At 38.5% G+C, this 25,574-nt stretch carries 28 protein-coding genes, 1 tRNA gene, 1 other RNA gene and 1 pseudogene; 8 read left to right on the top strand and 23 right to left on the bottom strand.

The window, feature by feature from the left end; genetic code table 11:
* Positions 1-323: 323 nt before the first annotated feature.
* The 6 genes from ACQKII_RS21820 to ffs form a co-directional block, all read right to left on the bottom strand.
* Positions 324-596 (bottom strand): pro-sigmaK processing inhibitor BofA family protein, encoded by a 273-nt coding sequence (locus ACQKII_RS21820; RefSeq protein WP_427462553.1) that lies wholly within the window; start codon positions 594-596, stop codon positions 324-326.
* Between the two features lie 71 nt (positions 597-667).
* Positions 668-883 carry a YaaL family protein gene (locus ACQKII_RS21815; protein ID WP_427462552.1) on the bottom strand — a complete coding sequence of 72 codons (216 nt, stop codon included), beginning with the start codon at positions 881-883 and terminating at the stop codon, positions 668-670.
* Between the two features lie 13 nt (positions 884-896).
* Positions 897-1,493 (bottom strand): recombination mediator RecR, encoded by a 597-nt coding sequence (recR, locus tag ACQKII_RS21810; RefSeq protein ID WP_427462551.1) that lies wholly within the window; start codon positions 1,491-1,493, stop codon positions 897-899.
* Positions 1,494-1,505: 12 nt separating this feature from the next.
* A complete protein-coding gene (locus ACQKII_RS21805) occupies positions 1,506-1,820 on the bottom strand; it encodes a YbaB/EbfC family nucleoid-associated protein (RefSeq protein WP_427462550.1) in 315 nt (104 codons plus the stop codon).
* A gap of 21 nt (positions 1,821-1,841) precedes the next feature.
* Positions 1,842-3,626, bottom strand: coding sequence for a DNA polymerase III subunit gamma/tau (gene dnaX, locus ACQKII_RS21800; RefSeq protein ID WP_427462549.1), 1,785 nt, complete (start codon positions 3,624-3,626; stop codon positions 1,842-1,844).
* Positions 3,627-3,770: 144 nt separating this feature from the next.
* An RNA gene (ffs, locus tag ACQKII_RS21795) (signal recognition particle sRNA large type) lies at positions 3,771-4,038 on the bottom strand.
* Between the two features lie 193 nt (positions 4,039-4,231).
* Here ffs and ACQKII_RS21790 point away from each other — a divergent pair.
* From ACQKII_RS21790 to ACQKII_RS21775, 4 genes are all read left to right on the top strand, one after another.
* A tRNA-Ser gene (locus ACQKII_RS21790) sits at positions 4,232-4,324 on the top strand.
* Positions 4,325-4,471: 147 nt separating this feature from the next.
* On the top strand, positions 4,472-5,734 hold the full coding sequence (locus ACQKII_RS21785) for an ATP-binding protein (protein WP_427462548.1): 1,263 nt from the start codon (positions 4,472-4,474) through the stop codon (positions 5,732-5,734).
* Positions 5,735-6,613 (top strand): response regulator, encoded by an 879-nt coding sequence (locus ACQKII_RS21780; RefSeq protein ID WP_427462547.1) that lies wholly within the window; start codon positions 5,735-5,737, stop codon positions 6,611-6,613.
* Positions 6,614-6,704: 91 nt separating this feature from the next.
* Positions 6,705-7,979: a cation:dicarboxylate symporter family transporter gene (locus ACQKII_RS21775; RefSeq protein ID WP_427462546.1), complete on the top strand. Its 1,275-nt coding sequence runs from the start codon at positions 6,705-6,707 to the stop codon at positions 7,977-7,979.
* A gap of 49 nt (positions 7,980-8,028) precedes the next feature.
* On the opposite strand, the gene ACQKII_RS21770 is transcribed toward ACQKII_RS21775, so the two are convergent.
* Complete coding sequence (locus ACQKII_RS21770) at positions 8,029-8,649, bottom strand: RraA family protein (protein ID WP_427462545.1); 621 nt, start codon at positions 8,647-8,649, stop codon at positions 8,029-8,031.
* Positions 8,650-8,838: 189 nt separating this feature from the next.
* On the opposite strand from ACQKII_RS21770, the gene ACQKII_RS21765 reads away from it, so the two are divergent.
* Positions 8,839-10,254 (top strand): DHA2 family efflux MFS transporter permease subunit, encoded by a 1,416-nt coding sequence (locus tag ACQKII_RS21765; RefSeq protein ID WP_427462556.1) that lies wholly within the window; start codon positions 8,839-8,841, stop codon positions 10,252-10,254.
* Positions 10,255-10,289: 35 nt separating this feature from the next.
* On the opposite strand, the gene ACQKII_RS21760 is transcribed toward ACQKII_RS21765, so the two are convergent.
* The 11 genes and pseudogenes from ACQKII_RS21760 to ACQKII_RS21710 all read right to left on the bottom strand — a co-directional run bounded on the left by ACQKII_RS21760 (position 10,290) and on the right by ACQKII_RS21710 (position 18,788).
* A complete protein-coding gene (locus ACQKII_RS21760; RefSeq protein ID WP_427462555.1) occupies positions 10,290-10,781 on the bottom strand; it encodes a methyl-accepting chemotaxis protein in 492 nt (163 codons plus the stop codon).
* A 42-nt stretch (positions 10,782-10,823) separates the two neighbouring features.
* Positions 10,824-11,198, bottom strand: a pseudogene (locus ACQKII_RS21755) (PAS domain-containing protein); the annotation flags it as partial.
* Positions 11,199-11,462: 264 nt separating this feature from the next.
* Positions 11,463-11,936: an IS200/IS605 family transposase gene (tnpA, locus tag ACQKII_RS21750; protein ID WP_427462544.1), complete on the bottom strand. Its 474-nt coding sequence runs from the start codon at positions 11,934-11,936 to the stop codon at positions 11,463-11,465.
* 159 nt (positions 11,937-12,095) lie between these two features.
* Positions 12,096-12,626 carry a TIGR00730 family Rossman fold protein gene (locus ACQKII_RS21745; protein ID WP_427462543.1) on the bottom strand — a complete coding sequence of 177 codons (531 nt, stop codon included), beginning with the start codon at positions 12,624-12,626 and terminating at the stop codon, positions 12,096-12,098.
* Positions 12,627-12,757: 131 nt separating this feature from the next.
* Positions 12,758-13,426, bottom strand: coding sequence for a deoxynucleoside kinase (locus ACQKII_RS21740; protein WP_427462542.1), 669 nt, complete (start codon positions 13,424-13,426; stop codon positions 12,758-12,760).
* The gene (locus ACQKII_RS21735; protein WP_427462541.1) at positions 13,423-14,061 is read right to left on the bottom strand and encodes a deoxynucleoside kinase; all 639 of its coding nucleotides are present in this window, start codon (positions 14,059-14,061) and stop codon (positions 13,423-13,425) included. The genes ACQKII_RS21740 and ACQKII_RS21735 overlap by 4 nt, the downstream gene beginning before the upstream one ends.
* A 149-nt stretch (positions 14,062-14,210) precedes the next feature.
* Positions 14,211-16,622, bottom strand: coding sequence for a heavy metal translocating P-type ATPase (locus ACQKII_RS21730; protein ID WP_427462540.1), 2,412 nt, complete (start codon positions 16,620-16,622; stop codon positions 14,211-14,213).
* An 83-nt stretch (positions 16,623-16,705) separates the two neighbouring features.
* Positions 16,706-16,912: a copper chaperone CopZ gene (gene copZ, locus ACQKII_RS21725; RefSeq protein ID WP_427462539.1), complete on the bottom strand. Its 207-nt coding sequence runs from the start codon at positions 16,910-16,912 to the stop codon at positions 16,706-16,708.
* A gap of 104 nt (positions 16,913-17,016) precedes the next feature.
* Positions 17,017-17,349 carry a metal-sensitive transcriptional regulator gene (locus ACQKII_RS21720; RefSeq protein ID WP_143999261.1) on the bottom strand — a complete coding sequence of 111 codons (333 nt, stop codon included), beginning with the start codon at positions 17,347-17,349 and terminating at the stop codon, positions 17,017-17,019.
* Positions 17,350-17,434: 85 nt separating this feature from the next.
* Positions 17,435-18,382: a cation diffusion facilitator family transporter gene (locus tag ACQKII_RS21715; RefSeq protein WP_427462538.1), complete on the bottom strand. Its 948-nt coding sequence runs from the start codon at positions 18,380-18,382 to the stop codon at positions 17,435-17,437.
* A gap of 64 nt (positions 18,383-18,446) precedes the next feature.
* Positions 18,447-18,788 carry an ArsR/SmtB family transcription factor gene (locus tag ACQKII_RS21710; protein WP_427462537.1) on the bottom strand — a complete coding sequence of 114 codons (342 nt, stop codon included), beginning with the start codon at positions 18,786-18,788 and terminating at the stop codon, positions 18,447-18,449.
* A 326-nt stretch (positions 18,789-19,114) separates the two neighbouring features.
* On the opposite strand from ACQKII_RS21710, the gene tadA reads away from it, so the two are divergent.
* Entirely contained in the window at positions 19,115-19,630 is a 516-nt protein-coding gene (gene tadA, locus ACQKII_RS21705; protein WP_427462536.1) for a tRNA adenosine(34) deaminase TadA, read from the top strand.
* 165 nt (positions 19,631-19,795) lie between these two features.
* Here the strand turns inward: tadA and ACQKII_RS21700 are convergent, their stop codons facing one another.
* The gene (locus tag ACQKII_RS21700; protein WP_427462535.1) at positions 19,796-20,311 is read right to left on the bottom strand and encodes a gamma carbonic anhydrase family protein; all 516 of its coding nucleotides are present in this window, start codon (positions 20,309-20,311) and stop codon (positions 19,796-19,798) included.
* 44 nt (positions 20,312-20,355) lie between these two features.
* Between ACQKII_RS21700 and ACQKII_RS21695 the strand changes: the two genes are divergently transcribed.
* Positions 20,356-21,345 carry an NAD(P)H-dependent flavin oxidoreductase gene (locus ACQKII_RS21695; protein WP_427462554.1) on the top strand — a complete coding sequence of 330 codons (990 nt, stop codon included), beginning with the start codon at positions 20,356-20,358 and terminating at the stop codon, positions 21,343-21,345.
* Positions 21,346-21,365: 20 nt separating this feature from the next.
* Entirely contained in the window at positions 21,366-21,764 is a 399-nt protein-coding gene (locus ACQKII_RS21690; protein ID WP_427462534.1) for a PaaI family thioesterase, read from the top strand.
* A 46-nt stretch (positions 21,765-21,810) separates the two neighbouring features.
* Here ACQKII_RS21690 and paaX read toward each other — a convergent pair whose 3' ends face one another.
* From paaX to ACQKII_RS21670, 4 genes are all read right to left on the bottom strand, one after another.
* A complete protein-coding gene (gene paaX / locus ACQKII_RS21685; RefSeq protein WP_427462533.1) occupies positions 21,811-22,635 on the bottom strand; it encodes a phenylacetic acid degradation operon negative regulatory protein PaaX in 825 nt (274 codons plus the stop codon).
* Between the two features lie 21 nt (positions 22,636-22,656).
* A complete protein-coding gene (locus ACQKII_RS21680) occupies positions 22,657-23,433 on the bottom strand; it encodes an enoyl-CoA hydratase-related protein (RefSeq protein WP_427462532.1) in 777 nt (258 codons plus the stop codon).
* Positions 23,434-23,502: 69 nt separating this feature from the next.
* Complete coding sequence (locus ACQKII_RS21675; RefSeq protein WP_427462531.1) at positions 23,503-24,708, bottom strand: acetyl-CoA C-acyltransferase; 1,206 nt, start codon at positions 24,706-24,708, stop codon at positions 23,503-23,505.
* A complete protein-coding gene (locus ACQKII_RS21670) occupies positions 24,701-25,573 on the bottom strand; it encodes a 3-hydroxyacyl-CoA dehydrogenase (protein WP_427462530.1) in 873 nt (290 codons plus the stop codon). The genes ACQKII_RS21675 and ACQKII_RS21670 overlap by 8 nt, the downstream gene beginning before the upstream one ends.
* Position 25,574 lies beyond the last annotated feature (1 nt).

Below are 25,574 nucleotides of genomic sequence, written 5' to 3'. Positions count from 1 at the left end.
TTCGTCCTGAGCCAGGATCAAACTCTCCATAAAAGAAATTTGATAAGCTCAAATTGTTTTGCTGGCATCAATTTTGATGTCCAAAATTTTGTTTCATTCACTTACCGAAGTTAGCTACTAAAAACTTTATTGATTACGTTTTGCTTGTTCAGTTTTCAAGGTTCATTTCGCCGCCGTTTGTTTCAGCAACTCTTATATCATAACACGTTGCGTTTTATGATGTCAACAATTATTTTTAAGTAAATTGTTTTGTGAAGTTGTTTTCAATAGTTATCTTAACGACTCTTACTACTATATCATAATATTTTCAATTTGCAAGTGCTTTATAGAAAATAGATTAAAAAAGTAATTCCTAGTACTCCCGGGATTCCTAACACTGCAATTGTAGTAACTGAAAATAGATTGATCGGTACATTGTAGCCACTATAACCAACAGCTAAATGAATAATGAATAGTAGTAAAAAAGCAAAGGCGAATCGAAACCAAAAAACTGAGAATCCTTCTAATACTTTCCCTAACTTAATGTGCCTCACTACTATATAAAGAAATAGAAGCGCTACAGGAACACCAATACTTACTATTACGATCCATGGCATATGCTTGCCTCCTTCGATAATAATTATGTAAGTGTATGATTTCTGCTTCGCTTCTATAACTCTAACAACTATTATTTAATTAATACTCGTCGAACTCTGGCTTCTTTGAACAAATAATAATGAATGCTCTCCGCCGCTTTCCGTCGGGCAATGATTTCTAAATCATAATCATCTACTAGTTCTTCAATTATTTTCGCTTGTTGCAAATCCTCTTTTGTTTCTTTAATAAGGCCTACAAGTTTTTCATCAAATTCCTTTTTTAGTTTTCCTTTATTGCGGAAGAACATCTCAATCCCTCACTCATAACTCTCGACGGCCTTCCATTGCCTTCGATAACGTTACTTCATCAGCATATTCTAAATCTCCACCTACTGGTAGACCGTGTGCAATACGCGTTGTACGAATACCAGATGGTTTCACTAGACGTGATATATACATAGCTGTTGCTTCGCCTTCAATAGTAGAATTTGTTGCTAAAATAAGCTCCTGCACAGTTTCATCTTGCAAGCGTACTAATAGTGACGCCACATTGATATCCTCCGGCCCAACGCCATCCATCGGCGAAATAGCTCCCTGCAGTACATGGTACATACCATTGTAATCACGCATTTTTTCCATCGCAATAACATCTTTTGTATCTTGTACAACGCAAATAACAGAAGCATCACGTTGTTTGTCAGTACAAATATGGCATGGGTCTACATCGGTAATGTTGCCACAGACAGAACAATAGCTTAAATTCCGTTTTGCATCAATTAAAGCCTTCGAGAAAGAAAGTACATCTTCTTCCTTCATCGTTAACACAAAAAACGCCAGTCGAGCCGCAGTTTTCGGCCCGATCCCTGGCAATTTCATAAAACTATCGATTAGTTTAGATATGGGTTCTGGGTAGTACATATATTTTACCTCCTAGAACGGAAGGTTCATGCCTTGAGTGAATTTACCCATTGTTGCATTTGTTTTTTCTTCTACTTTTTTAAGCGCTTCATTCGTTGCAACAACGATTAAATCTTGTAGCATTTCGATATCATCTGGATCTACTACTGACGCATCAAGATTCACTTCCACTACTTCACGTTGGCCTGTTACAGCTACTTTAACCATACCGCCGCCAGCAGTACCTTCAAACTGTTCAGCATTTAAAGCCTCTTGAGCTTCCATCATTTCCTTTTGCATTTTTTGCATTTTTTTCATCATACCTTGCATATTTCCCATTCCACGCATAAACAAATTCCTCCTAAGTAATTAATCTTCAATTATTTCAACAAAATCTTTACCGAACAACTTTTCCGCTTCCGTCACAAGTGGATCCTGTGATGCAAGCGGTTGCGAATCGTCGAAAAAGGGTTCTTCTGGCATTTCTGCCGGTGGTGGTTCTAATAACTCTACATCATGATCAATGGTTGACTGCGCTTTCTTTTGTTGCATGCCGTGATCACGAATGAATTCTTCGCGCAGCTTTAGCCAAGTCTCTTCAGGCGTACATAGCATTTCGTACACGGTGCCAGTTTGCCCTGCAATTAATTGTGTGAAGTGAGCTTTTAGCGCATGATTATCAGCAACCATTTGACAATGAATATCATACTTGAATTTTAACACAAAAGCACTCGAAGATGCCGCAACAGGTTCAGCTTCTGCTAATAGAGCGGATTGTGACTTTTGCATTTGGTTCAACGCTTGTGCCCACACAGCTTTAACACGTTGCACATCCTGTTTTGTAGCGTCCTTTAATATTTCTTGAATACGTCCAGTCGGAGCTTTATAGCCATTTGGATTTTTTGCACGCGGACGTTGCTCCTTAGGTGTCTGCGTGGTTTGCGCAGGCACTCCATTTTGCAATTGCGCTGATAATTGCTGAACCATCTGCTCAAGTGCCACTATTTTTTGCGCGAGCTCAGGACTCATCGTTGTTTCTCCTGAAGAGCTCACTTGATTAACGACTCCACCTGAAAACTGCGTCATTTTTAGCAAAGCAGTTTCTAAATAAATTTTTGTATGATGAGAGAAACGCATTTCTTGCTGTGTTTTCGCCAAGATGTCAATATAGCCGTAAAGCATATCTGGTGCAAAATCATGCGCTAACGCAAACACTCGCTCCTCTGGTGATACTAGCTCTAATAATTCCGCTAACCCATCGCTTGTTTGCAGTAGCAGTAAATCGCGGAAAAATGTAATTAAATCTTCTGACAGACGAAGTGGGTCCTTCCCATCGGCAATAAGTTGTTCTAATAATGCAAGCATTTGCGCGACATCTTTCATCTTTAAAGCCTCTGCTAAATCATAAAAAACTTCCTGGCTAATCGCCCCTGTAACAAGTAGTGCATCTTCTAGTTTTAAGAGATCACCACTGAAAGAGACGACTTGGTCTAATAAACTTAGAGCATCTCGCATACCGCCAGCAGCAGATTGTGCGATAACCTTTAAACCTTGTTCTTCATAAGGTAGCTCGATGTCTTCTAATACAATTTTCATCCGTTCAATAATATCGTTCGTCGAAAGCCGCTTAAAGTCAAAGCGCTGGCAACGAGAAATAATCGTAGCTGGCAATTTATGCGGCTCTGTCGTTGCTAATATAAATACGGCATGTGACGGTGGTTCTTCTAATGTTTTTAAAAGGGCATTGAAGGCACTTGTAGAAAGCATATGCACTTCATCAATGATATACACTTTAAACCTAGTACTCGCAGGTGCAAAACGAACCTTCTCAATAATGTCACGTATTTCCTCAACACGCGAATTAGATGCAGCATCAAATTCGATTACGTCTGGATGAGAACCATCTGTAATGCTTAAACAAGTTGCACACTCATTACAGGGCTCATTTGACGGAGCACGCTCACAGTTTAATGCCTTTGCAAAAATTTTAGCCGCGCTCGTTTTCCCAGTACCACGCGGACCAGAAAACAGATACGCGTGCGTCGTTTTATTCGCTAGGAGAGCATTTTGTAGCGTTCTTTTGACATGCGCTTGACCTGACATCTCACGAAATGATTGTGGTCTATACACACGATAAAATGCTTGATACGTCAATGGTTTCCTCTCCTCTTCTTTTTAAATATGATAGCTCTATTATAGCATTGGCTGCTTTATTAATAAAACCGTGTCGTCACTTTTCACATAAAAAAAACGCATTCGCCTACAATAGACGAATGCGTTTGAATTGGCAATTTAATGCCGTGCACCTTTCTTCGACAGCCGCACATAAGCGTTACTCTTGTCGTTAGCTCAGATTAGGCAACCCCGCGGCACATGAATAACACCACTTAATGCTGCTTCCTTCCGGACCTGACATAGTTCATGGGTATCCATTGCGCAGGACCCAATCGTCAACACTACGTGCAAAAGGCAGACCAAACAATACGGACAGCCTCGAAAAAGGAATTCAGTCTCGCTAGAGCGGATTGCGAGTTACAGGACACCGCTACCTTCCCACCTAGCACGGCAATATCTAGTATACTTTCAGTTTTCATAAAATGCAACGAAATGCACAAATTATTTAAATTCTAAATGTAATTCCTCAACATAAAAAAAGATAATTTTAGAAAACCTTAAAAAAAATCCAGAAAAGTGTTGACGTGATATTCAATACATGATAAATTATTTCTTGTCGATAAGACATTGCAACAACATACTATGGAGGTATACCCAAGTCTGGCTGAAGGGATCGGTCTTGAAAACCGACAGGCGGGTAACACCGCGCGGGGGTTCGAATCCCTCTACCTCCTCCAGTTTTTAAATCCGACTACATGATGTAGCCGTTTTTTTTTGCCTAAAATTTGCAACTCATACTTCTAGATGCCACTTCCACTTAGGTTGTGGTATTTTTTTATTAGATATCTCACTCGACTAATATAGATTAGGGAGGATGTTTGAAAATGTTCACGAAAGTTTTGATATCCCGCGCTACTATTACATGGGTTTTTATGATCGCCTTATTTACAGCGGTCGGTAGTGAAATAAAAATTATGCCGTTTAATGATACAACGTTCCGCTTTGGATTAGGCAGTATCATATTCTTTTTATGTACTCTGCTTAAACCTACACCAATTATCTTAGCAGGGATTATTACAAGTTCAGTGACGACAATTTTCCGAGTCACTGTTAATTACAGCACGCAAGATATTTCAGTAATAGATAGTTTTTTTACCCATTTACCTGCAGCTATATTTTACTTTTTGTTTGCAATATGCCTGCATCAATTAAATATTCACCAATATCGTGAAAAACCGTTAAAGCTTGGGCTCCTAGTAGCCTTTAGCGAAGTCACGAGTAATCTAGGTGAACAGCTAGCGCGATTTCTTGTACAATCGTATAATTTTGTATTAGTACATGACTTTCTTATACTATTAGCTGTTGCCTTGCTACGAAGCTTTTTTGTGGTTGGTATCTATAGTTCCATTTTAATTGCTGAGCAAAAAAAACGTGTACAAGAAATGCTTAATGTTGGTTCTGATTTATATGTAGAAACTTTATATCTAAAAAAATCTATGAATCATATAGAAACTATTACGGCTAGTGGTTTTGATTTATATCAACAATTAAAAGTTCAAGGCTACCGGGCGGAAAGTTTACAAGCTCTACATATTGCCCAGGAAATTCATGAAGTAAAAAAAGATTCACAACGTATTTATGCGGGTATTTCAAAAATTGTAGGTGAAAAGAGCTTTGGCTCTATTCGATTGTCAGAATTATTACATTATATAGAGGACGGTAATCGTAAATATAGTGAAATGCTCGGAAAAGATATACAGTTTAAAATCAATTTTGATATTGATTTTCAAACAGAGGAGCATATTGCATTACTGGCTCTATTAAATAATTTAACAGCTAATGCCATTGAAGCAATAGAAGAACACGGCGTTATTGCTATTGCTATTCATCAGCAAGAAGATGATACTGTAATAACCGTATGCGATAACGGAAAGGGCATTTCACAAAATGAGCTCTCTATTATTTTCGAGCCTGGTTATACTACTAAGTATAATGTTGAAGGTGTAGCAGCAACTGGTATTGGACTCTCACATGTAGCCGCACTAATAGCAAAATTAAACGGGACTATCACCGTAGAATCAAATAACCAAAAAACGATGTTTAAAATTAGCATTCCTACGCAAACTATTCAAACGGGAGAGACTTAAATGAGGTATTTTATTGTAGATGATGATCGCGCAAGCCGGGTCATGCTAAAGCAAATTATTGAAGATAGTGGTTTAGGTACCGTCATTGGTGAAGCGCGCAATGGTGAAGACGCTATACCACAGATATTAATGACACAACCAGAGTTTGTGCTAATCGATTTACTTATGCCAAAGCTAGATGGTATTGCAACAGTAGAACATCTAATTCAAAATCGCTTTGAGGGACAATTTATCATGATTTCTCAGGTAGTGAATAAGGAAATGGTCGGTGAGGCGTATGAACAAGGTATTGATTTCTTTATTCATAAGCCAATTAACCGAATTGAGGTCGAAAACGTGTTACGTAAAACAACTGAACAATTTCGACTAAAAAACTCACTCTTGGTTATTCGCCAATCACTTACTAATATTGAAATAAGTGAACAAAAAAATCATAAAGCAACCTCACGTGATCATATTCAATCAATACTTAATGATATGGGCATTGTCGGTGAAATTGGTAGTGAGGATATAATTGCCATTATCGAGACTTTACTAGCACATCAACATAAGATTGCTCCACTGCCTCCATTAAAAGAGCTATATGAAGAAATAGCCGCTGTCACAAAAACGACTCCTGATGAAATATTGAAGGAAAGTAAGGCCATAGAACAGCGTGTACGTCGTACGATTTTAGCAGCGATGATAAATTTGGCCAATTTAGGTGTAGTTGATTACACAAACTCAGAATTTGAATATTATGCACCGCGATACTTTGATTTTAAAGAGATTCGGCAGCTCATGAAGCAAATTGAGGATCATGGTAATCGTAAAGCAAAGGTGAATATAAAGAAGTTTATTCAAGTGCTATATTCAGACATTTTAACAAAATTAAATTAATTTTATCGGATTTTGTCGGATTTTATAAGTCCTCCGTATTATTAAAGTAAGGCGTGTCCTAAAAATTTTAATATTAGGAGGAACGAAGATTTTGAAAAAGAAATTTAAGATCAGTTTAGCCACTCAAATTCTAATTGGTTTGACTTTAGGGATCATTGTTGGTGGTATTTTTTATGGAAACCCCAATATTGAAAAATATCTACAACCACTAGGGGATATCTTTCTACATCTGATTAAGATGATTGTTGTTCCAATTATTATTTCTACATTAATCGTTGGTGTTGCTGGGACAGGCGACATGAAACAGCTTGGGCGATTAGGCGGGAAGTCACTTATTTACTTTGAAGTTATTACAACAGTCGCAATTGTTGTCGGATTACTTTCGGCAAATCTGTTCCAACCAGGTGCTGGTATAAATATGAACGAACTTTCTCAAGGGGATATTTCGAAATACGTTTCGACAACTGAGGAAGTACAACATGAAGGACCTTTCGATATTATTGTAGGTATTGTACCAACCAATATTATCCAATCTATGGCTGAGGGCGATATGCTTGCGATTATCTTCTTCTCTGTCATCTTCGGTCTGGGTGTTGCTGCCGTCGGGGAACGAGGAAAGCCAGTTTTAGGATTCTTCCAAGGTGTAGCGGATGCTATGTTCTGGGTAACAAACCTTGTGATGAAATTCGCTCCAATTGGGGTATTTGGTTTAATTGGTGTAACCGTTTCCAAATATGGATTTGCTTCCCTAGTACCACTTGCCAAACTTGCTATACTTGTTTATGGAACAATGCTATTTTTCATCTTTGTCGTTCTTGGCATCGTCGCAAAAATCGCAGGTATCAGTATTTTCTATTTAATTAGAGTATTAAAAGATGAATTAATTTTAGCATTCTCAACAGCTAGTTCGGAAGCTGTATTACCACGAATTATGATGAAGATGGAGAAATTAGGCGCACCGAAAGATATCGTATCCTTTGTTATTCCAACAGGTTATTCCTTTAACTTAGATGGATCAACACTATACCAAGCGATTGCAGCGTTATTCATAGCACAAATGTATGGCATACAATTAAGTATTGGTGAACAAATTACATTAATGCTTGTATTAATGGTTACGTCTAAAGGGATTGCAGGTGTACCAGGCGTATCTTTCGTTGTACTTCTTGCAACATTAGGTACTGTTGGTATTCCACTTGAAGGCTTAGCATTTATCGCAGGTATCGACCGTATTCTTGATATGGGACGTACAGTTGTTAACGTAATCGGTAACTCACTAGCATCATTAGTAATGGCGAAATGGGAAGGCCGTTTTGATAAAGAAAAAATGAAAAATTACTTTAAAGAAAATGAAAATTTAGCATAGTCTAAATAAGAAAATCCTCACGATGTATTAATGCATCGTGAGGATTTTTTTATTTGGCTAACACTTTATCTAGATAGGCAATAATGGACTCTCTTCCATTTGAGTGTGCATCTTGTGCGCGCACCTCGTCCTTTTCAACTTTTGCCTCAGCAGCGGCAACAATACGCGCTGCATCCTCCTGTGGTACCACAAGGACACCATCTACATCCCCAACAATATAATCGCCCGACCGAACAGTTACCCCACCAATAGCAATAGGTACATTTATTTGACCGCCACCATTTTTATTGCCAGCTGCTACTGTTGTTCCAAGTGAAAACACAGGGAAATCTAGCTCTCGAATAGCGGCAATATCACGAATGACACCATCCACTACAAAGCCTTGCACACCAATACCTTTCGCTAACGAAATAACAAAGTCCCCTGCCACTGCGCGATTCGTATTACCCTTTGCATCAATCACTAAAATATCACCCTCATTCGCAGCTCGAATGGCTTCAAGCACGGCACCATTTTCGCCATCTGGTAATCGAACAGTTATTGCACGCCCGGCAATTTTAAAATGATCTGCTAATGGCTTAATGTCACTACGTAAATTCGTATGTCCTCCTGTTGCATCAGAGATCGCTGTCGTCGGTAAATGCTTAAAACTTACTTCCACTTTTGTCATGCATAACACCCCTATTATGAATTATGAAATTCTTACACAAATATTGTAAATAAAACATAACCACATTGACTAGTCTTTTTTATCCTCTACTACTTTATATTCGATAAATACGGCGGAAACAGATGGAAATAAATCATTTGTATATGTTACTGTTAGGAGTAAATGAAAACTAAAGAAAAAGAGGGTTATATGGATAGTCAAAAGTTATATGAACAACGCAATAAAATTATTGCTGCTTTTCTAGTCGCTGCCTTTATCGGTTTATTTAATGAAACAGCCCTTAATATGGCCTTTGCCCAACTCATTGTAGATTTTAAAACAGACGCTTCTACTATTCAGTGGCTAACAACTGGGTATTTATTAACTCTCGGTATATTAGTACCTTTATCAGGATTTTTTATGCAGCGTTTTACAACGAGGCATTTATTTATTGTGTCATTACTATTTACGATTATCGGTACTGTGGTTTCAGCAATATCGCCAACCTTTATATTATTACTTACTGGACGAATTATTCAGGCTATAGGAGCCGCCATTATTTTGCCTCTCATGATGCAGGTCGTACTCATGATTTATCCCATTAATCAACGTGGGGCTGCAATGGGAAAAATCGGCTTAGTTATCATTTTCGCCCCTGCTATTGGCCCAACCATTGCAGGTTTCGTCATGGAACATTTCTCATGGCATTATATTTTCTGGATGAGCCTACCATTCTTAATAATTTCGTTTGGGCTCGGCTTAAAATTTGTGCAAAATGTGAGTGAAGTACATCCCGTTAAATTTGATGTATTGTCAATCATCCTTTCAACAATTGGTTTTGGAGGAGTAGTCTACGGATTCAGTATTTCTGGTAAGCTTGGCACATTTATAACAGCTGAAGTAATGATTGCTATCGGCATCGGTGCACTAGGAATTATACTTTTCTGTGTACGTCAATTAAAAATGGAACAACCGATGTTAAATTTAAAAGTGTTTTCATTCCCTATGTACAATATTGGCATTTTGATGGTCATTCTCGTACATATGACTATCTTAGCTACGATGGTATTACTTCCTATTTATCTGCAAAATATCTTACTTCTTGCACCAATGATTGCTGGTCTTTCTCTACTTCCTGGGGGTGTTATCAATGCCTTCATGGCTGTCGCTTCAGGTCATATTTTTGATCGTTTTGGTCCTCGTATTATGGTGCCAGTCGGTTTATTACTGGAAATTGTTGCACTTTTCGCATTACGTACAATTGATGCAGAAACATCTGTCTACTTTATCGTAGTTTTTCATATCCTAATGTTTGTCGGTATTTCACTTGCAAGTATGCCTGCACAAACAAATGGCTTAAATCAACTACCACGTCATTTGTATCCAGATGGCACTGCATTTATGAATACATTACAGCAGGTTGCAGGCGCAATTGGTACAGCAGTATCTATTACAATTATGTCAATCAGTACAGCCAATTTTGTTAAAGTAAATGGAAAAACTGCTGATAATTCTTTTACTGGCTCGATTATTGGTGTACAGCATGCTCTAACTTTTGCATTGGTCCTCGCAACTATTGCGCTTGTTTTATCATTCTTTATGAAACATGTACAAGATGAAAAATAATAAGAAGCATGCGGCATCCTTGCCACATGCTTCTTTTAAATTAAATCTGTAAATTGTTTTGAACGTTCATCTAATGCCTCCGCAGCAGAAGCTATTTCAACAAAGTCACTAGAAGTCACCTTAATTTGGGCATTCGTTTGCTCAACTTTTTCAGCTATACGTGTAATACTTTCTGTGACCTGCCCAATTTCACGTACTATTCCCTCTACATTATCTTTCACTTCTGAGATGGACTGTTCCACCCTTACTGAAAGTTTTCTAACCTCTTTTGCTACAACATCAAAACCTCTTCCATATTCACCAGCTCTTGCAGCTTCAATAGCGGCATTCAATGCAAGTAAGTTTGTTTGAGAAGCAATGTCCTGTATAGTTTTGACGATACCTTTAATCGATTCAGCCTGATTTTGCAACTGGGCAAGATTTCTCACATTCTCCCCAGATTCTTTTGAAACTTGTTGAATTGTTACTAGCAAACCCTCACTATTTTTTATACCTGCCTCTGAACGGCTATAGAGCTGGGCAGACATTTGCTTTAAGTTGTCTGCTACATTGATAATTGTATTTTGACGGTCTGTAATATTCGTTGCAATTTTTGATACGCCAATTACTTTTCTTGAATCATTCCCAAACACCGGCATGTATGTAGCCTCAAGCCAAATACTATTTCCTTGGGCATCCATTCGTTTAATTTTATCCTGAAAGCTTTTTCCTTCTGCTAAATTGCGCCAAAAACTTTCATAATCAGGGCTAGTTACAAATTCAGGAAAACATAATACTTTATGATTCTTTCCAATCATTTCATTCACTGTATAGCCCATCGTTTTCGCAAAAAGCTCGTTCACATAGGCAACTTTCCGATTCATATCAAAGCGGATAATGGCTACATTGCGTTCAATTGCCTGAACCACTAAATCATCTGTTACTAGTGTGTCTATCTTTTGCATAAAATACACCCCAATCACTCCATTTTAAACTGAATAGCTCTTCCACTACTATTTTTCAAAAGTTATTATTTCCATTATAATCTAATTAAGTGTGCACCTTGCATAACGAGCGTGTTTAATTATTTTTTCACAAATCAGAACCACCAGTATAACTGGTGGTTTGCTCTGCGCGTGAAACGCTGGGGTACTGGCCCATGTCTAAAGACATTCTGAAAGGTCCGCCAACCGCACTCCGTTTCCACACAAACCGCTAAAGCGGCTTACTTATTTTTTCTTTCTCTTGATTTCTTCTCCTGTGAACGGGTCAATGAATTCTTTCATTGTCATCTGATCATGTAGGATATCTTCTTGTAATTGGTTCTTGATATACTCTTGAATCATTTTTCGATTTCGACCGACTATATCCACATAATATCCTCTACACCAAAATTGTCGATTTCCATATCGATACTTTAAATTGGCATGTCGGTCGAAAATCATTAAGCTACTCTTCCCTTTTATATAGCCCATGAACGAAGATACACTTAGTTTCGGCGGTATACTCACCAACATATGTATATGATCTGGACATGCTGTTGCTTCAATAATTTCTACACCTTTTCTTTCACACAACTGACGTAGAATTCTTCCTACATCCGCCTTGATTTGACCATAAATAACTTGTCTTCTATATTTCGGTGCGAAGACGATGTGATACTTACAATTCCATGTTGTATGTGCTAAACTTTTATTATCCATTTTTGGAGGCTCCTTTCGTACGAAGTCGGTTGACCAGACCTGACTTTATTGTACGATTGGAGTTTTTTTATTGTCCATAGCTAAAAGCTTTCCGGAACCCCCTGCACAGCAGGGGGTTTTCAAAGCATACAAAAAAACATGGGCAATATTTGCCCATGTCTATTTAATGATTTCTAAAACTTCTTCTGGTGTCGTTGCTACACGAATTAATGATTTTTGTTCTGTACGGATAAAGCCTTCCTCTAACATTCTAGTAAAATGTTGCAGAAGTGCATCATAAAAACCATTCACATTATATAAAATAACTGGTTTTTCATGTAAACCTATTTGCGCCCATGTAAACACTTCAAAATATTCGTCCATCGTACCGCCTCCACCTGGTAGGGCTATAAAGGCATCTGCTAACTCTACCATTTTGGCTTTTCGCACATGCATCGACTCAACAAAATGAATTTCTGTTAGCGAGGCATGTGCTAATTCCCGCTTTTGTAAATGTGTTGGCATTACACCAATCACTTCCCCACCTGCTGTTAACACTGCATCTGCCACTTTTCCCATTAATCCTGTTTTTGAACCCCCGTACACAACGCCATGTCCATTTTCTGCCAAAACCATACCTAACTCTGTTGCCTTCTCAGCATAAATTGGGTTTATGCCTAATCCAGAGCCGCAATACACTGCTATTCTCATAATAAGTCCTCCTACTGCAAAAGACGTGATAACAATAAGCTTCATATTGTCTCACGTCTTTTGTCATTTATTTTCTTAAACAACTACTTATTCTTACTAGGCTATTATTAGTTATAAACTATGAGAGACTCCTATTTACGTAAATGGCTTGTTTGTTTTAGCATATGACTGATGCGACTCACAATTGATTCAATTGCGTCAGGATTTTTCATTAAATCATAATCATTAATATCTAAACGAAGCACTGGGCATGAATTAAAATTATTAATCCAATTCTCATAACGGTCATGCATCTCAATCCAATAATCATTCGGTGTTTGTTGCTCCATTGCACGACCACGCTCTTGTATGCGTCCTATGACATCATCAATCGGTCCCTCTAAATAGACAAGTAAATCTGGGTGTGGGAAGTACGGAGTCATCACCATCGCGTCGAACAAACTTGTATAAGTCTTATAATCGGTCGGGTTCATCGTTCCTTTATCGAAGTGCATCTTTGCAAAAATCCCTGTATCTTCATAGATAGAGCGATCTTGAATAAAACCACCACCGTATTCAAAAATACGTTTTTGTTCCTTAAAGCGTTCAGCAAGGAAGTACACCTGAAGATGGAAGCTCCATTTTTCAAAGTCCTCATAAAATTTATCTAAATACGGATTTGTATCCACTTTTTCAAATGACGTACGGAAATTTAATGCCTCTGCCAGCGCCTTCGTCATTGTTGATTTTCCAACGCCAACTGTACCGGCGATTGTTATTACCGTATGTGGTGGAATATCGTATTTTTCTCTCAAATTCATTGTTGCAAGCTCCTTTGTTGTAACGTATCCTTTATTATTTTTAGAATATATTGTAAATCACTTGGTTTTTTTACGAAGTCTAGCTGATCACCGTTAAAGCGAATAACAGGAATTTGTGGATGCATCTTTTCAAAATGCTCAATAAAAGAATGATAATCTGCTACGAGTTGCTCCATATATTCACGCGAAATCATTTTTTCAAATTCGCGACCACGCTGGGCAATTCGTTTCATTAATGTATCCACACTCGCATATAAATAAACAACTACGTTCGGAACAGGCATGTCCTTCGTCAAAATTTGATAGATTTCTTCGTATTTATCATACTCAGTAGGTGCCAACGTACGCTTAGCAAAAATTAGATTTTTAAAAATATGGTAGTCTGCCACAACAGGGGTTTCATCTGCTAAGCGGAATTTTTTTATATCTGTTAATTGTTTATAACGGTTACATAGGAAGAACATTTCCGTCTGGAAGCTCCATTCCTCAATGTCCTCATAAAACTTATTTAAAAAGGGATTTTCGTCTACTATTTCTTTTAATAGATGGTAATTAAATGTCGCCGCAATCTCTTTTGATAAAGAGGTTTTACCAACACCAATCGGACCTTCTACCGTAACAAATGGTACAGTCACTAGAAGCTCCTCCTTTACATTCTATGAATAAAGTTAAAATTAATCAGTGCTTTTCATTGTATCATAGTGAGAAAGTGAAAAACAGAATCAATGCATTCTAAAAAAAAATGACCATAAAAAGAGACCCACCGAAGTGGGTCGTATATTAGCTATAATTTTACTCGTTGTAAACGTAAAGCATTTAAGACAACTGATACTGAACTAAAAGCCATTGCCGCTCCAGCAACCCAAGGTGCCAGTAGTCCCATTGCGGCAATTGGGATACCTAGCGTATTGTAAGCAAATGCCCAGAATAAGTTTTGTTTAATATTGCGCATTGTCTTACGACTCATAATGATTGCATCAGCAATACTGTTTAGGTCACCACGGATAAGTGTAATATCCGCAGCTTCCATCGCTACATCTGTACCTGTACCAATTGCCATGCCAATATTGGCTGTCACAAGTGCTGGCGCATCATTAATACCGTCACCCACCATCGCCACTTTTTTACCTGCGGCTTGTAGTTTTTTCACTTCATCTGCTTTACCTTCAGGAAGCACTTCCGCAATAACATCATCGACGCCAACTTCTGCACCGATTGCTGTTGCAGTACGTTCGTTGTCACCCGTCATCATAATGACCGTGATACCCATGTCTTGTAAACGACGAACAGCTTCTTTCGACGTATCTTTAACAGTATCTGCAACTGCTACTAGACCTGCATAGTGTCCATTAATGGCCGCTAGCATTGCTGTTTTACCGTTCTCTTCTAATGTTTCCATTGCTGGCAGTATTTCTTCTATATCTATACCATATTGTTTCATTAATTTACGTGTTCCAATAACAACTCCTTGACCTGATACAGTCGCCTGCACGCCATAGCCGGGAATTGCTTCGAAAAATTGTACATCTCCAAGCGTAATGCCTCGCTCTACAATCCCATGTACAATCGCTTCTGCCAATGGATGCTCAGACTGCTTCTCTGCTGCCCCAATCAGTGATAAGAATTGCTCTTCGTCTTGTTTTGTAGCTACTAAGACATCAGTTAGTACTGGTTTACCATGTGTCACTGTACCTGTTTTATCGACTACAACCATATCGATGCTTTGTGTTTGCTCTAAGTGCTCGCCACCTTTAAATAAAATGCCAAATTCAGCTGCACGACCTGATCCTGCCATAATAGATGTAGGTGTAGCTAAGCCGAGCGCACATGGACAAGCGATAACCAGTACTGCGATTAATACTTCAAGTGCAGGTGTAACTTCACCTGGCTGAACCCAGATAATCCAAATTAGAAAGGTAATGATGGCGATCCCGACAACGATAGGTACAAATACGCCTGATATTTGGTCTGCCAAACGTTGAATTGGCGCTTTTGACCCCTGCGCATCTTCTACAACTTTAATAATTTGTGCAAGTGCTGTATCACGGCCAACCTTTGTTGCTGACATTTTTATGAAGCCATTTTTATTAATTGTTGAGCCGAATAATAGATCACCTTGCTTTTTATCAACAGGTAAACTTTCCCCTGTTAACATGGATTCATCGACGGCCGTTGTTCCCTCTAATACTTCACCATCTACTGGGATCTTTTCACCTGGTTTAACTAAGATAATGTCACCAATTACCACTTCTTCTAACGATACTTCTTTTTCAACCCCGTCTCGTACGACTATAGCCGTTTTTGCTTGAAGACCCATTAACTTTTTAATAGCCTCCGATGAACGACCTTTTGCTTTTGCCTCAAATAATTTACCTAATAAAATTAATGTAATGAGTACGGCGCTTGTTTCAAAATATAAGTGTGGGCCATGATGCGAACCTGCTGTAACAATTGCTTGATAGACACTGTAGAAATAGGCTGCAGATGTTCCCATTACTACAAGTACGTCCATATTGGCGCTACCATTACGTAAAGCTTTATATGCACCAACATAAAATTGTTTCCCTATAATAAATTGAACAGGCGTTGCTAGCACCAGCTGCACCCACGGATTCATTAGCAATTCGGGGACATATAAAAATGAAGTAAACGAAAAATGCCCAACCATCGTCCAAAGTAATGGTAGAGATAGAATGGCCGATAAAATAAATTTGTTTTGTTGCTGCTTAATGGCTTTTTCGCGATGATTTACTGTTTCTTGCTCATCTGCTTTTTGATGTGCTTCGTACCCTAATTTCTCTACTTTCGCGATAATATCGGTAACTGCAACTTCAGATGGATTAAATTCAACTGTTGCTTTTTCAAGTGCTAAATTTACAGTTGCAAATGACACACCTTCAATCTTATTTAATCCTTTTTCTATACGTATTGCACAGGCTGCACACGTCATCCCTGTTATATCTAATTCTGTTTTTTGTTTTACGACACCATAACCAAGCGCTTCAATCTTCTTTTCAAAATCTGCCTCAGTTAGTTTGGTTGCATTATATTTAATGGATGATTTTTCAAGTGCTAAATTTACAGTTGCGTGCTCAACACCGTCCATTTTATTTAAACCTTTTTCTATACGCGTTGCACAGGCTGCACATGTCATCCCTGTAATTTGTAGATTGGCTTCTTTCAACTCTGAGCTCATTTTACTTTCCACCTCTCTTTTATACCAATAGGGGGTATATAAAATATAAAATAAGAGAGTGCTACGTGAGCACTCCTTTTATGTTATTCTACCTCGTAGCCTTGATCGTCAATTGTTTCTTTAATTTGTTCAAGCGATACTTGTGCTTCGTTAAAAGCTACATCAACTAAACCATCTGCTAGGTTTACATTTACTTGTTCTACGCCATTTAGCGCCCCAACACTTTTTTCCACTGAACTTACACAATGACCACATGACATACCTTGCACATTTAATGTTACGTTTTGCATAAAAAATCTCTCCTTTAAATTAGAATATGACAGTGGGCTATTTATTCATCAAAAAAGGCTTCATTCCCCCTGTGTGTTCAAAGCTGTATCATCTATAAATTCTTTTACTTTTTCATTAATTTTTGAATCGTCACTAGTAATTCATCTAAGACTGCTTCATCACCCTCTGACAGGCGATCTACAACACAACCTTTTAAATGACCTTCTAATAAGATCTTCGCTACGCTGTTTAAAGCCGATTGTGTAGCCGATAGTTGCGTAATAATATCATCACAGTAAACGTCTTTTTCAATCATGCCCTTAATGCCTCGTATTTGACCCTCGATTCGATTCAAACGAGTAGTTAAATCTTTTTTAACACGTTCAGGGTGATGACTTTTTCGACACGACGCCCCTTCCTCCGTATGACAAGCATCTTCTTTCACTGTGTCTTCCATCATATCCACCTCCTATTCCATAATCATCATACTATACCCAAGAAGGGTATGTAAAGTAAAAGATTTTCATAAACTAAGTACTCCGTTAATGGTGATGATGCGATTCTTCATTTTTTATCTTACATAAAATTGAATTATCGTGTTTATGTGCTGCTGTTTCTAACTGTATCGTTACATGTTTTATTCCCTTATGCTCAAGATTGTGTTCAATTTCACGTAATATATTCTCACTGTCAGCAATTTTTAGCTGTTCATCAACAACTGCATGGCAGGAAAGCGCATTTGTTCCACTCGTAATTGTCCATATATGTAAATCATGGATACTTTGGACTCCTCTAGTATGCTCAATTGTTTGAATAATATCCTGCACATCAACATTTGAAGGCGTTCCTTCCATTAGAACGTGGATAGCAGCCTTTGTTACATAATAGCCGCTTCTTAGTACTAGTAATGCGACAATTACACTCGCCAGTGGATCAGCCCAACCCCAACCAAAAAACATAATCAATAATGCGGCTATAATTGCTCCTACAGAACCAAGCATATCACTTAGTACATGTAAAAAGGCTCCACGCATATTTAAATTATCCTCTGTATCACCACCGCGCATCATAATCCATGCGACCAATATATTTATCGCTAAGCCAATAACACTTATAATAAGCATGCCTGTAGTCGCCACTTCAGGTGGATTCGCGAAACGTTCAATTGCTTCATAAAAAATAAATAAAGCAATCAAAATTAATGTTACACCATTTAACACTGCAGCTAAAATTTCAAAGCGTTTGTAACCGTATGTTTTACTATAGCTTGCTGCTTTTTCACCAAACATAAAAGCAAGGAGAGCGATCGCTAACGAGATAGAATCACTCAACATATGTCCAGCATCCGATAAGAGTGCCAAACTATTTGTTAAATAACCACCAATAGCTTCAACAACCATATAACTCGTTATAATGATAAATGATATTAATAACACTTTTTTATTCGCGCCATGTGTATGATCATGGCCATGATCGTGATGATGCCCCATGCCTATCCCTCCATTTTTTACTTTCGTCTTTTTTGCTATAAATCACTCTGTTAATAAAAAATATCTAGTTGTGCGTAGCATGTTCAATTGCTTGTTTCAATAAATTCATAATGTGATCATCGTCTTTTGAGTAATATAATGAAGTACCCTCTCTTCTAAATTTCACTAATCTTAAATTTTTCAAAAAGCGTAATTGGTGCGACACCGTTGATTGGCTTAAATCTAAGATTTCAGCTATGTCGTTCACTGAATGTTCATCTGAACATAATAAGTTTAAGATACGTATTCTTGTCGGATCACTTAAGGCTTTAAACGTTTGAGACACAACAAAAAGTGTTTCTTCGTCTAACTGTTGTTCCTTCTCAAATTGTACTTCTGCATTACTCTTTTTAATTTCATCAGTCATTTATAATGGACCCCCAATAAATTATATTTGTATATGAGCATGTGTTCATATACAAATATAAATGGTTCTATAAGGAATGTCAATTACAAAAGAAATAAATGGCAAACAACTTAGTGGCTATCCCAAAAGTCCTTTAAACAATAAATATCATCTTGCTATATGGTAAAAATTCACTTCGCTTTCCCGTAAGAGTTTATGCCTTTATATCAAAAAAAGCATGCCATGAGTATCTCGCATACTATTTTTACTTTTGGGATTGCCTATTTTTTATTCCATTTGATAATAAAATTAACCGCATGATACACTACTCTTAAGGAGAGATACTAGTGGATATTTTTGAAACAGATCGTACTTTTATGCATAGTGCCTTAGAAGAAGCAAAAAAAGCGGCTATACTTGGCGAAGTTCCAATAGGGGCTGTACTTGTTTTCGATGGGGAGATTATTGCACGTGCCCATAATTTGCGTGAAACAACACAAAATGCGACAACACACGCCGAATTAATGGTGATTCAAGAAGCATGTGAAAAAATCGGTAGCTGGCGTCTAGAAAATACAACACTCTACGTTACACTTGAGCCTTGCCCTATGTGTGCAGGGGCTATTTTACAGTCCCGGGTGCCCCGTGTTGTTTATGGTGCAAGAGATATGAAAGCAGGTTGCGTAGATTCACTCTACCGTCTATTAAATGATGCGCGCTTTAACCATGAATGTGACGTGACAGAAGGTATTTTGGCTGAGGAATGTGGGCAAATTTTAACCGATTTTTTCCAAACATTACGTGAACGTAAAAAAGCTGAGAAAAAGGCACGGAAATTAGCCGAACAACTTAGAGAACAATAAATAACAAAACCAGACATTCCGAAGTCGCAACCTGTTCCTACGTGAAAACGAAACGACAGGAGCAAAAAGAGTGTCTGGCTGTTTTTTGTATCCAAACTAAATCTTTTTCATTACTTCCATACATAATGTTAACTCCAGTAGTATTCACAGTATGTCAGTAACTAATTAACCCTCGAAAATCTGCTTGAATTCTTTTCCTTTTTGGACATATATGTCAATTGATAATTGGATTAACTCAAAGTCTTTATCTTGTAAAGTGCGAACAATCTTACCTGGTGAGCCAACAACTAATGAACGTGGAGGAATTTTTGTACCTTGTGTAATAAGTGTATTTGCGCCAATAATACATTCTTCTCCAATTTCAGCATAATCTAAAATAACTGACCCCATGCCGACAATCGTACGACGACCTATTTTACAGCCATGTAAGACTACCTGGTGGCCAACCGTTACGTCATCTTCTACAATAACAGGCGCCCCTTCGAATAAATGAATCGTTGCATTATCCTGAATACTACAGCGTTTTCCAATGCTGATAGTATCTTCATCTCCACGTAATACTGCATTAAACCAAATAGAGGATTCTTCATCTATTAATACATCCCCAATGATATATGTGCCTGGAGCCTGAAAGACAGATTCGTGTACAACTGGTTTCTTAGTAGCATATGTGATCTCCATAAAATTCACCCTTCCATTCGTCTGATTATTTTGTTAAATTTAATATAACACATTTTAAACGGGAGGTGTATTTATTGAATCAATTATGTTCTGTTTTAAAGATTCAATATCCAATTATCCAAGGCGGAATGGGAAATATCAGCAGTCCTGCACTTGTAGCCGCTGTGTCAAATGCAGGAGGATTAGGGACGATAGGCTGTGGGACGATGTCAACAGCAGAAGTAGAGGAGCGCATAGTAGCGACAAAAAGATTGACGGAAAAACCATTTGCTATTAATGTTCCAATTAATGTTAATCCTCATACGAAAGAATTATTACAAATGGCTATAACACTTGAAGTACCGGTCGTTTCTTTATCAGCAGGGAATCCGGAACCATTTATCGAGAAGTTACATGCCCATAATATTTGTGTAATTGTGGTTGTAGCAGCTGTCAAACATGCTATCAAAGCCGTACAAGGTGGTGCTGATGTGCTTGTTGTAGAAGGTTATGAGGCTGCAGGAATTAATTCAAATCTAGAACTGACAACATTTACGCTAGTTCCGCAGGTGGTTGATGCCGTTTCAATTCCCGTTGTGGCAGCGGGTGGTATCGGTGATGGGCGAGGATTGGCAGCTGCATTCATGCTTGGGGCAGCGGGTGTACAAATGGGAACACGTTTTATTGCTACGCAGGAAATGCCTGTCCATATGACGTATAAACAAAGACTGCTCGATGCGACTGATGTGGAAACGGTTATTCTTGGCCGATCAGTTGGACAAGTACGTCGTGTATTAAAATCGCCTTTCACATCTTCACTTCTGGCAGACGAAGCAAAAGGTATAACACTTGCTGATTATCTAGAACGTACATCTGAAACGTATCATATGAAGGGCGCTATTGAAGGAAATGAACAGGGTGGTTTTATGAATAGTGGGCAAATTGCCGGGGCGATTCAAGACCTACCGACTGTTGCCACACTTATCAACAATATGATGACCGATACACAGCAATGTTTAAATCATGCATTGCTCAATAATTTTCAGTCTCAATAGAAGAAAGGACCTAAACGACCATGATTGACTTAAAACAAGCTATTAACGGGACGGTTGAACCACCAGCATGTGATCAAACGCTATGTATTAGAGTAATCTCAGCTACTGCCGGAGATGCGATTTGTTCATGGGAGATTGACGAAAGGTTTTTAAACGGTCATCAAGTCGTAATGGGTGGATATATTACTTCTGCGGCTGACATTACAATGGCGTATTCGATGGCTTCTGTACTAGAAGAAAATCAGGTTTTTTCATCCATCAATTTACAAACAACATTTTTACGACCTCTTCACGTAGGTAATGCCATTGTTGAGTCAACGATTGTAAAAAAGGGACGGAAAACTTGTTATGTGGAGGCAACAATATCGCAAAATGAACAGTATGTCGCTAAAGTAACGTCTTCTATAATGGTTCTATAAAATCAAAAGAGCTCTCCTTTGTATGAGGTGGGCTCTTTTGATTTTTTTAATTATCAGCATGAAAAATTTCTTCAAAGAAACGATATGATGGTGCTTCTAGTAATTTATAGTACTGTTGGAACAGTAAGGCGGCGTGGTTTCCACTCCACATAGGCGGTAATAATTCTTGTGGAAGTCCTGGATCGAAAAATAAAAATTTGCGATATTCATGAACAAGATTTGTACGCTCTACAAAACACTCAGCATCTGACATTTCTTCATTAGAGATGGCGCTTTGATGCACAATATATTGCTTGCTATATTGATTCATAAATTCCTCATAACGCCCTTCAATTTCTGTCAATGACCAGCTTTTTTCAATAAGTGCCTCGTGATTATGCGGCCCGATATATTCGGCTGAAAAGAAATCTACATAATCGGCAATATCATATTTTTGAATAAGTAATTTAACTTCTTCTTCTAAGTTATTGGGCGATATCCAGCAGCCATTTGAAAAAGAACCAAATCCGCTCCATAAGAGTTCTTTACGTAATTCGTCTCGAATCTGACGTTTGTCTTCTGGGATGGTATACATCAGAAGTCGCCATTTTTGATCCCATTTGTTGGGTTTCAGCTTGAAAATACGATTGGCCGCTTCTTCCATGCGTTTTTTACCGCGTCTTGTTAAAAAATAATAACTACGGTTCCCTTGTCTTTCAGATTGTAACCACCCTTGTTTGACCATTCTAGATACGGATACACGCACATTTTGCTCTGTATGGCCAAATTCCTTCAATAAACGAATTAAGCTACCAATCCAAATTTTTGAACCGTAGCGCATAATATAATCGCCATAGAGCGTAAAAATCATTGACTGTGTATTGGCGCCCATTTTATCCCCCAACTTTCTTACTTATTTCCCTTGAAATACAGGTTGACGTTTTTCACTGAATGCCTGTAATGCTTCAAGGCGATCCTCTGTCGGAATAACTAACTCATATGCCTTCGATTCGATGGCAAGACCTGTTTGTAAATCGGTGTTCATCCCTTGTGAGATGGCGTACTTTGCTTGGCGAACGGCTACAGGACCATTTTGCATAATACGTGCTGCAAGTGCCTCGCATTCAGTTATTAACACTTCCCGTTGTACCGTTTTTAAAATGATACCTAGTTTCACAGCTTCTGTAGCTGTAATTTTCGACGCTGTTAAAATCATTTCTTTTGCCTTCATTTCGCCTACTAGACGCGGCAATCGTTGCGTGCCGCCTGCTCCAGGAATAATAGCCCAACTCGTTTCAGTTAACCCTAGTAATGCTTCTTCAACAGCAATTGCAAAATCACAGGCTAAGAGCCACTCAAAGCCACCACCTAATGCATGTCCATTAACCGCCGCAATAGTAGGTTGCGGTAAATTTGCAATACTATTGAACACGTCTCGAATTGCTCTTACATTCCGGCGTACTTCTTGGGATGTTAATGTTTTCCGTTCTTTTAAATCTGCACCTGCACTAAATGCCTTTTCGCCTGCACCTGTAAAAATGACAGCACGGATGTTGTCAGCTATATGTAATTCATCCACAACTTGTTGTAATTGAGCTAACGTTGTATAGTTGAAACAATTTAACGTCTCTGGTCGAATTATTGTTATATAAGCAATATAATTGTTTATTTTAAATGAAATTGTATCCATATGCAAACCCCTCTTTTTTATTATTTCGATTTCAGTAAAAACCGGCACATTAAATGTGCCGGCTCCTCTCTATGATTCCATATTTTCTATAATTGTTGCAATTCCTTGACCAACACCGATACACATAGAAGCAAGTCCATATTGTACGTTTTGTTTCTTCATTTCGTAGAGTAATGTTGTTAAAATACGAGCACCACTTGCTCCAAGAGGATGCCCAAATGCAATCGCACCACCATTAACATTTACTTTTGTTGAATCTAGGTCTAGTTGTTTAATAGATTCCAATGCTTGAGATGCAAATGCTTCGTTTAATTCAAATAAGCCGACATCACTTGTTGTTAATCCAGCACGTTGTAATGCTTTTTGTGACGAATAGATTGGTCCTAAACCCATGACAGCAGGCTCTAATCCTGCAACAGCACCCGTTACATAACGTGCTAATGGTGTTACGCCAAGTTCTTGTGCTTTTTCGGCACTCATTAGTAATAGTGCCGATGCTCCGTCATTTACTCCAGAGGCATTCCCAGCAGTGACAGTACCGTTATCAAAAATAGGTCGTAGTTTAGCAAGTGCCTCTAATGTTGTATCTGGACGGGGATGTTCATCTGTATCAACGATGATTTCATTCCCTTTTTTATCTTTAATACGTACGGGTACGATTTCTTCAGCGAAACGATTTGCTGCCATCGCTTTTTTCGCACGTTGTTGGCTTTCAAAGGCAAACGTATCTTGTTCCTCACGACTAATATTATAACGTTGTGCTACGTTTTCTGCAGTTTGGGGCATCGTATCTGCACCGTACATCTTTTGTAATGCAGGATTTGTAAAACGCCAGCCAATGGTTGTATCAAATAGCTTTTGGTCGCCACGCGGATAGTCCACTTCAGTTTTCCCCATGACAAACGGTGCTCGCGTCATACTTTCTGTACCACCCGCAATGAAAATATTACCTTCGCCGCTTTTGATGGCACGTGCTGCGAAGTGCACAGCATCCATTCCTGAACCACATAATCGGTTAATCGTTGTTCCACCAACCTCAATTGGTAGCTCTGCAAGTAACGCTGCCATACGTGCAACATTTCGGTTGTCTTCACCGGCTTGGTTGGCATTTCCGAAAATAACATCTTCAATTTGTTCAGCTGGCACTTTTGGATTTCGTTCCACGAGTGCTTTAATCACAACAGCGGCTAGGTCGTCAGGACGAACCGATTTTAATGCGCCTTTATAACGCCCAATCGGTGTACGTACAGCATCTACAATAACTACTTCAATCATTTTTTTTCACCTCATTTTGCTCGGTATAGTCATAAACACCTTTTCCACTCTTACGGCCTAAACGTCCAGCTTGTACATATTGTTCAAGTAGTGGTGCTGGACGGTATTTTTCGCCGAGCTTTTCATGTAAATAACGCAAATTATTCAGGCGTGCATCAAGACCGACTAAATCTACCAGTTCAAATGGGCCCATCGGATAATTTAAGCCGAGTTTAATCGCTTTATCAATATCTTCGGGTGTACCTAAACCTTCTTGTAACATATAAAATGCTTCGTTACCAACGAGTGCACTAATACGGCTTGTAACGAAACCTGGGAACTCGTTAATGACAACGGTTTGTTTGCCCATTTGCTCCGCGATTTCACGAATTGATTGTGCCGTCTCATCGCTTGTTTCAAGACCTCTAATAATCTCGACTAACTCCATTTTATGTACGGGATTGAAGAAGTGCATCGCGATTGTTTGTTCGGGTCGTTTCGCATATGAAGCAATTTCTGTGGGGCTCATTGTTGAGGTATTTGTTGCAAATAAACAGTGTGGGGATGCAAACTGTTCCATCTGTTCAAACACAGCTCTTTTAATGTCCTGCTTCTCTGGTACAGCTTCAATGATTAGATCTGCATTTTTTGCGACAGTCGCTAAGTCTGTCACGTAAGCAAGACGTAATATAGCTTCTTGTGCTTGTTGCGTTGTTAATTTTCCGCGTATAACAGATTTTTCAAAAATAGCTGTAATTTCTCTTTGAGCATTTTCTAACGCTTGTTCGTTAATGTCGATAATAGCTGTTTCAAAACCACCGACAGCGCTTACGTAAGCAATTCCGCGACCCATAACGCCTGATCCGATGACAATAACTTTTTTCATG

It is taken from the genome of Lysinibacillus sp. NPDC048646 (assembly GCF_050272295.1).
Classification (GTDB): Bacteria; Bacillota; Bacilli; order Bacillales_A; family Planococcaceae; genus Lysinibacillus.
Note: the sequence above shows the minus strand (reverse complement) of the source record. Positions and strands in the feature narration are given on the sequence as shown.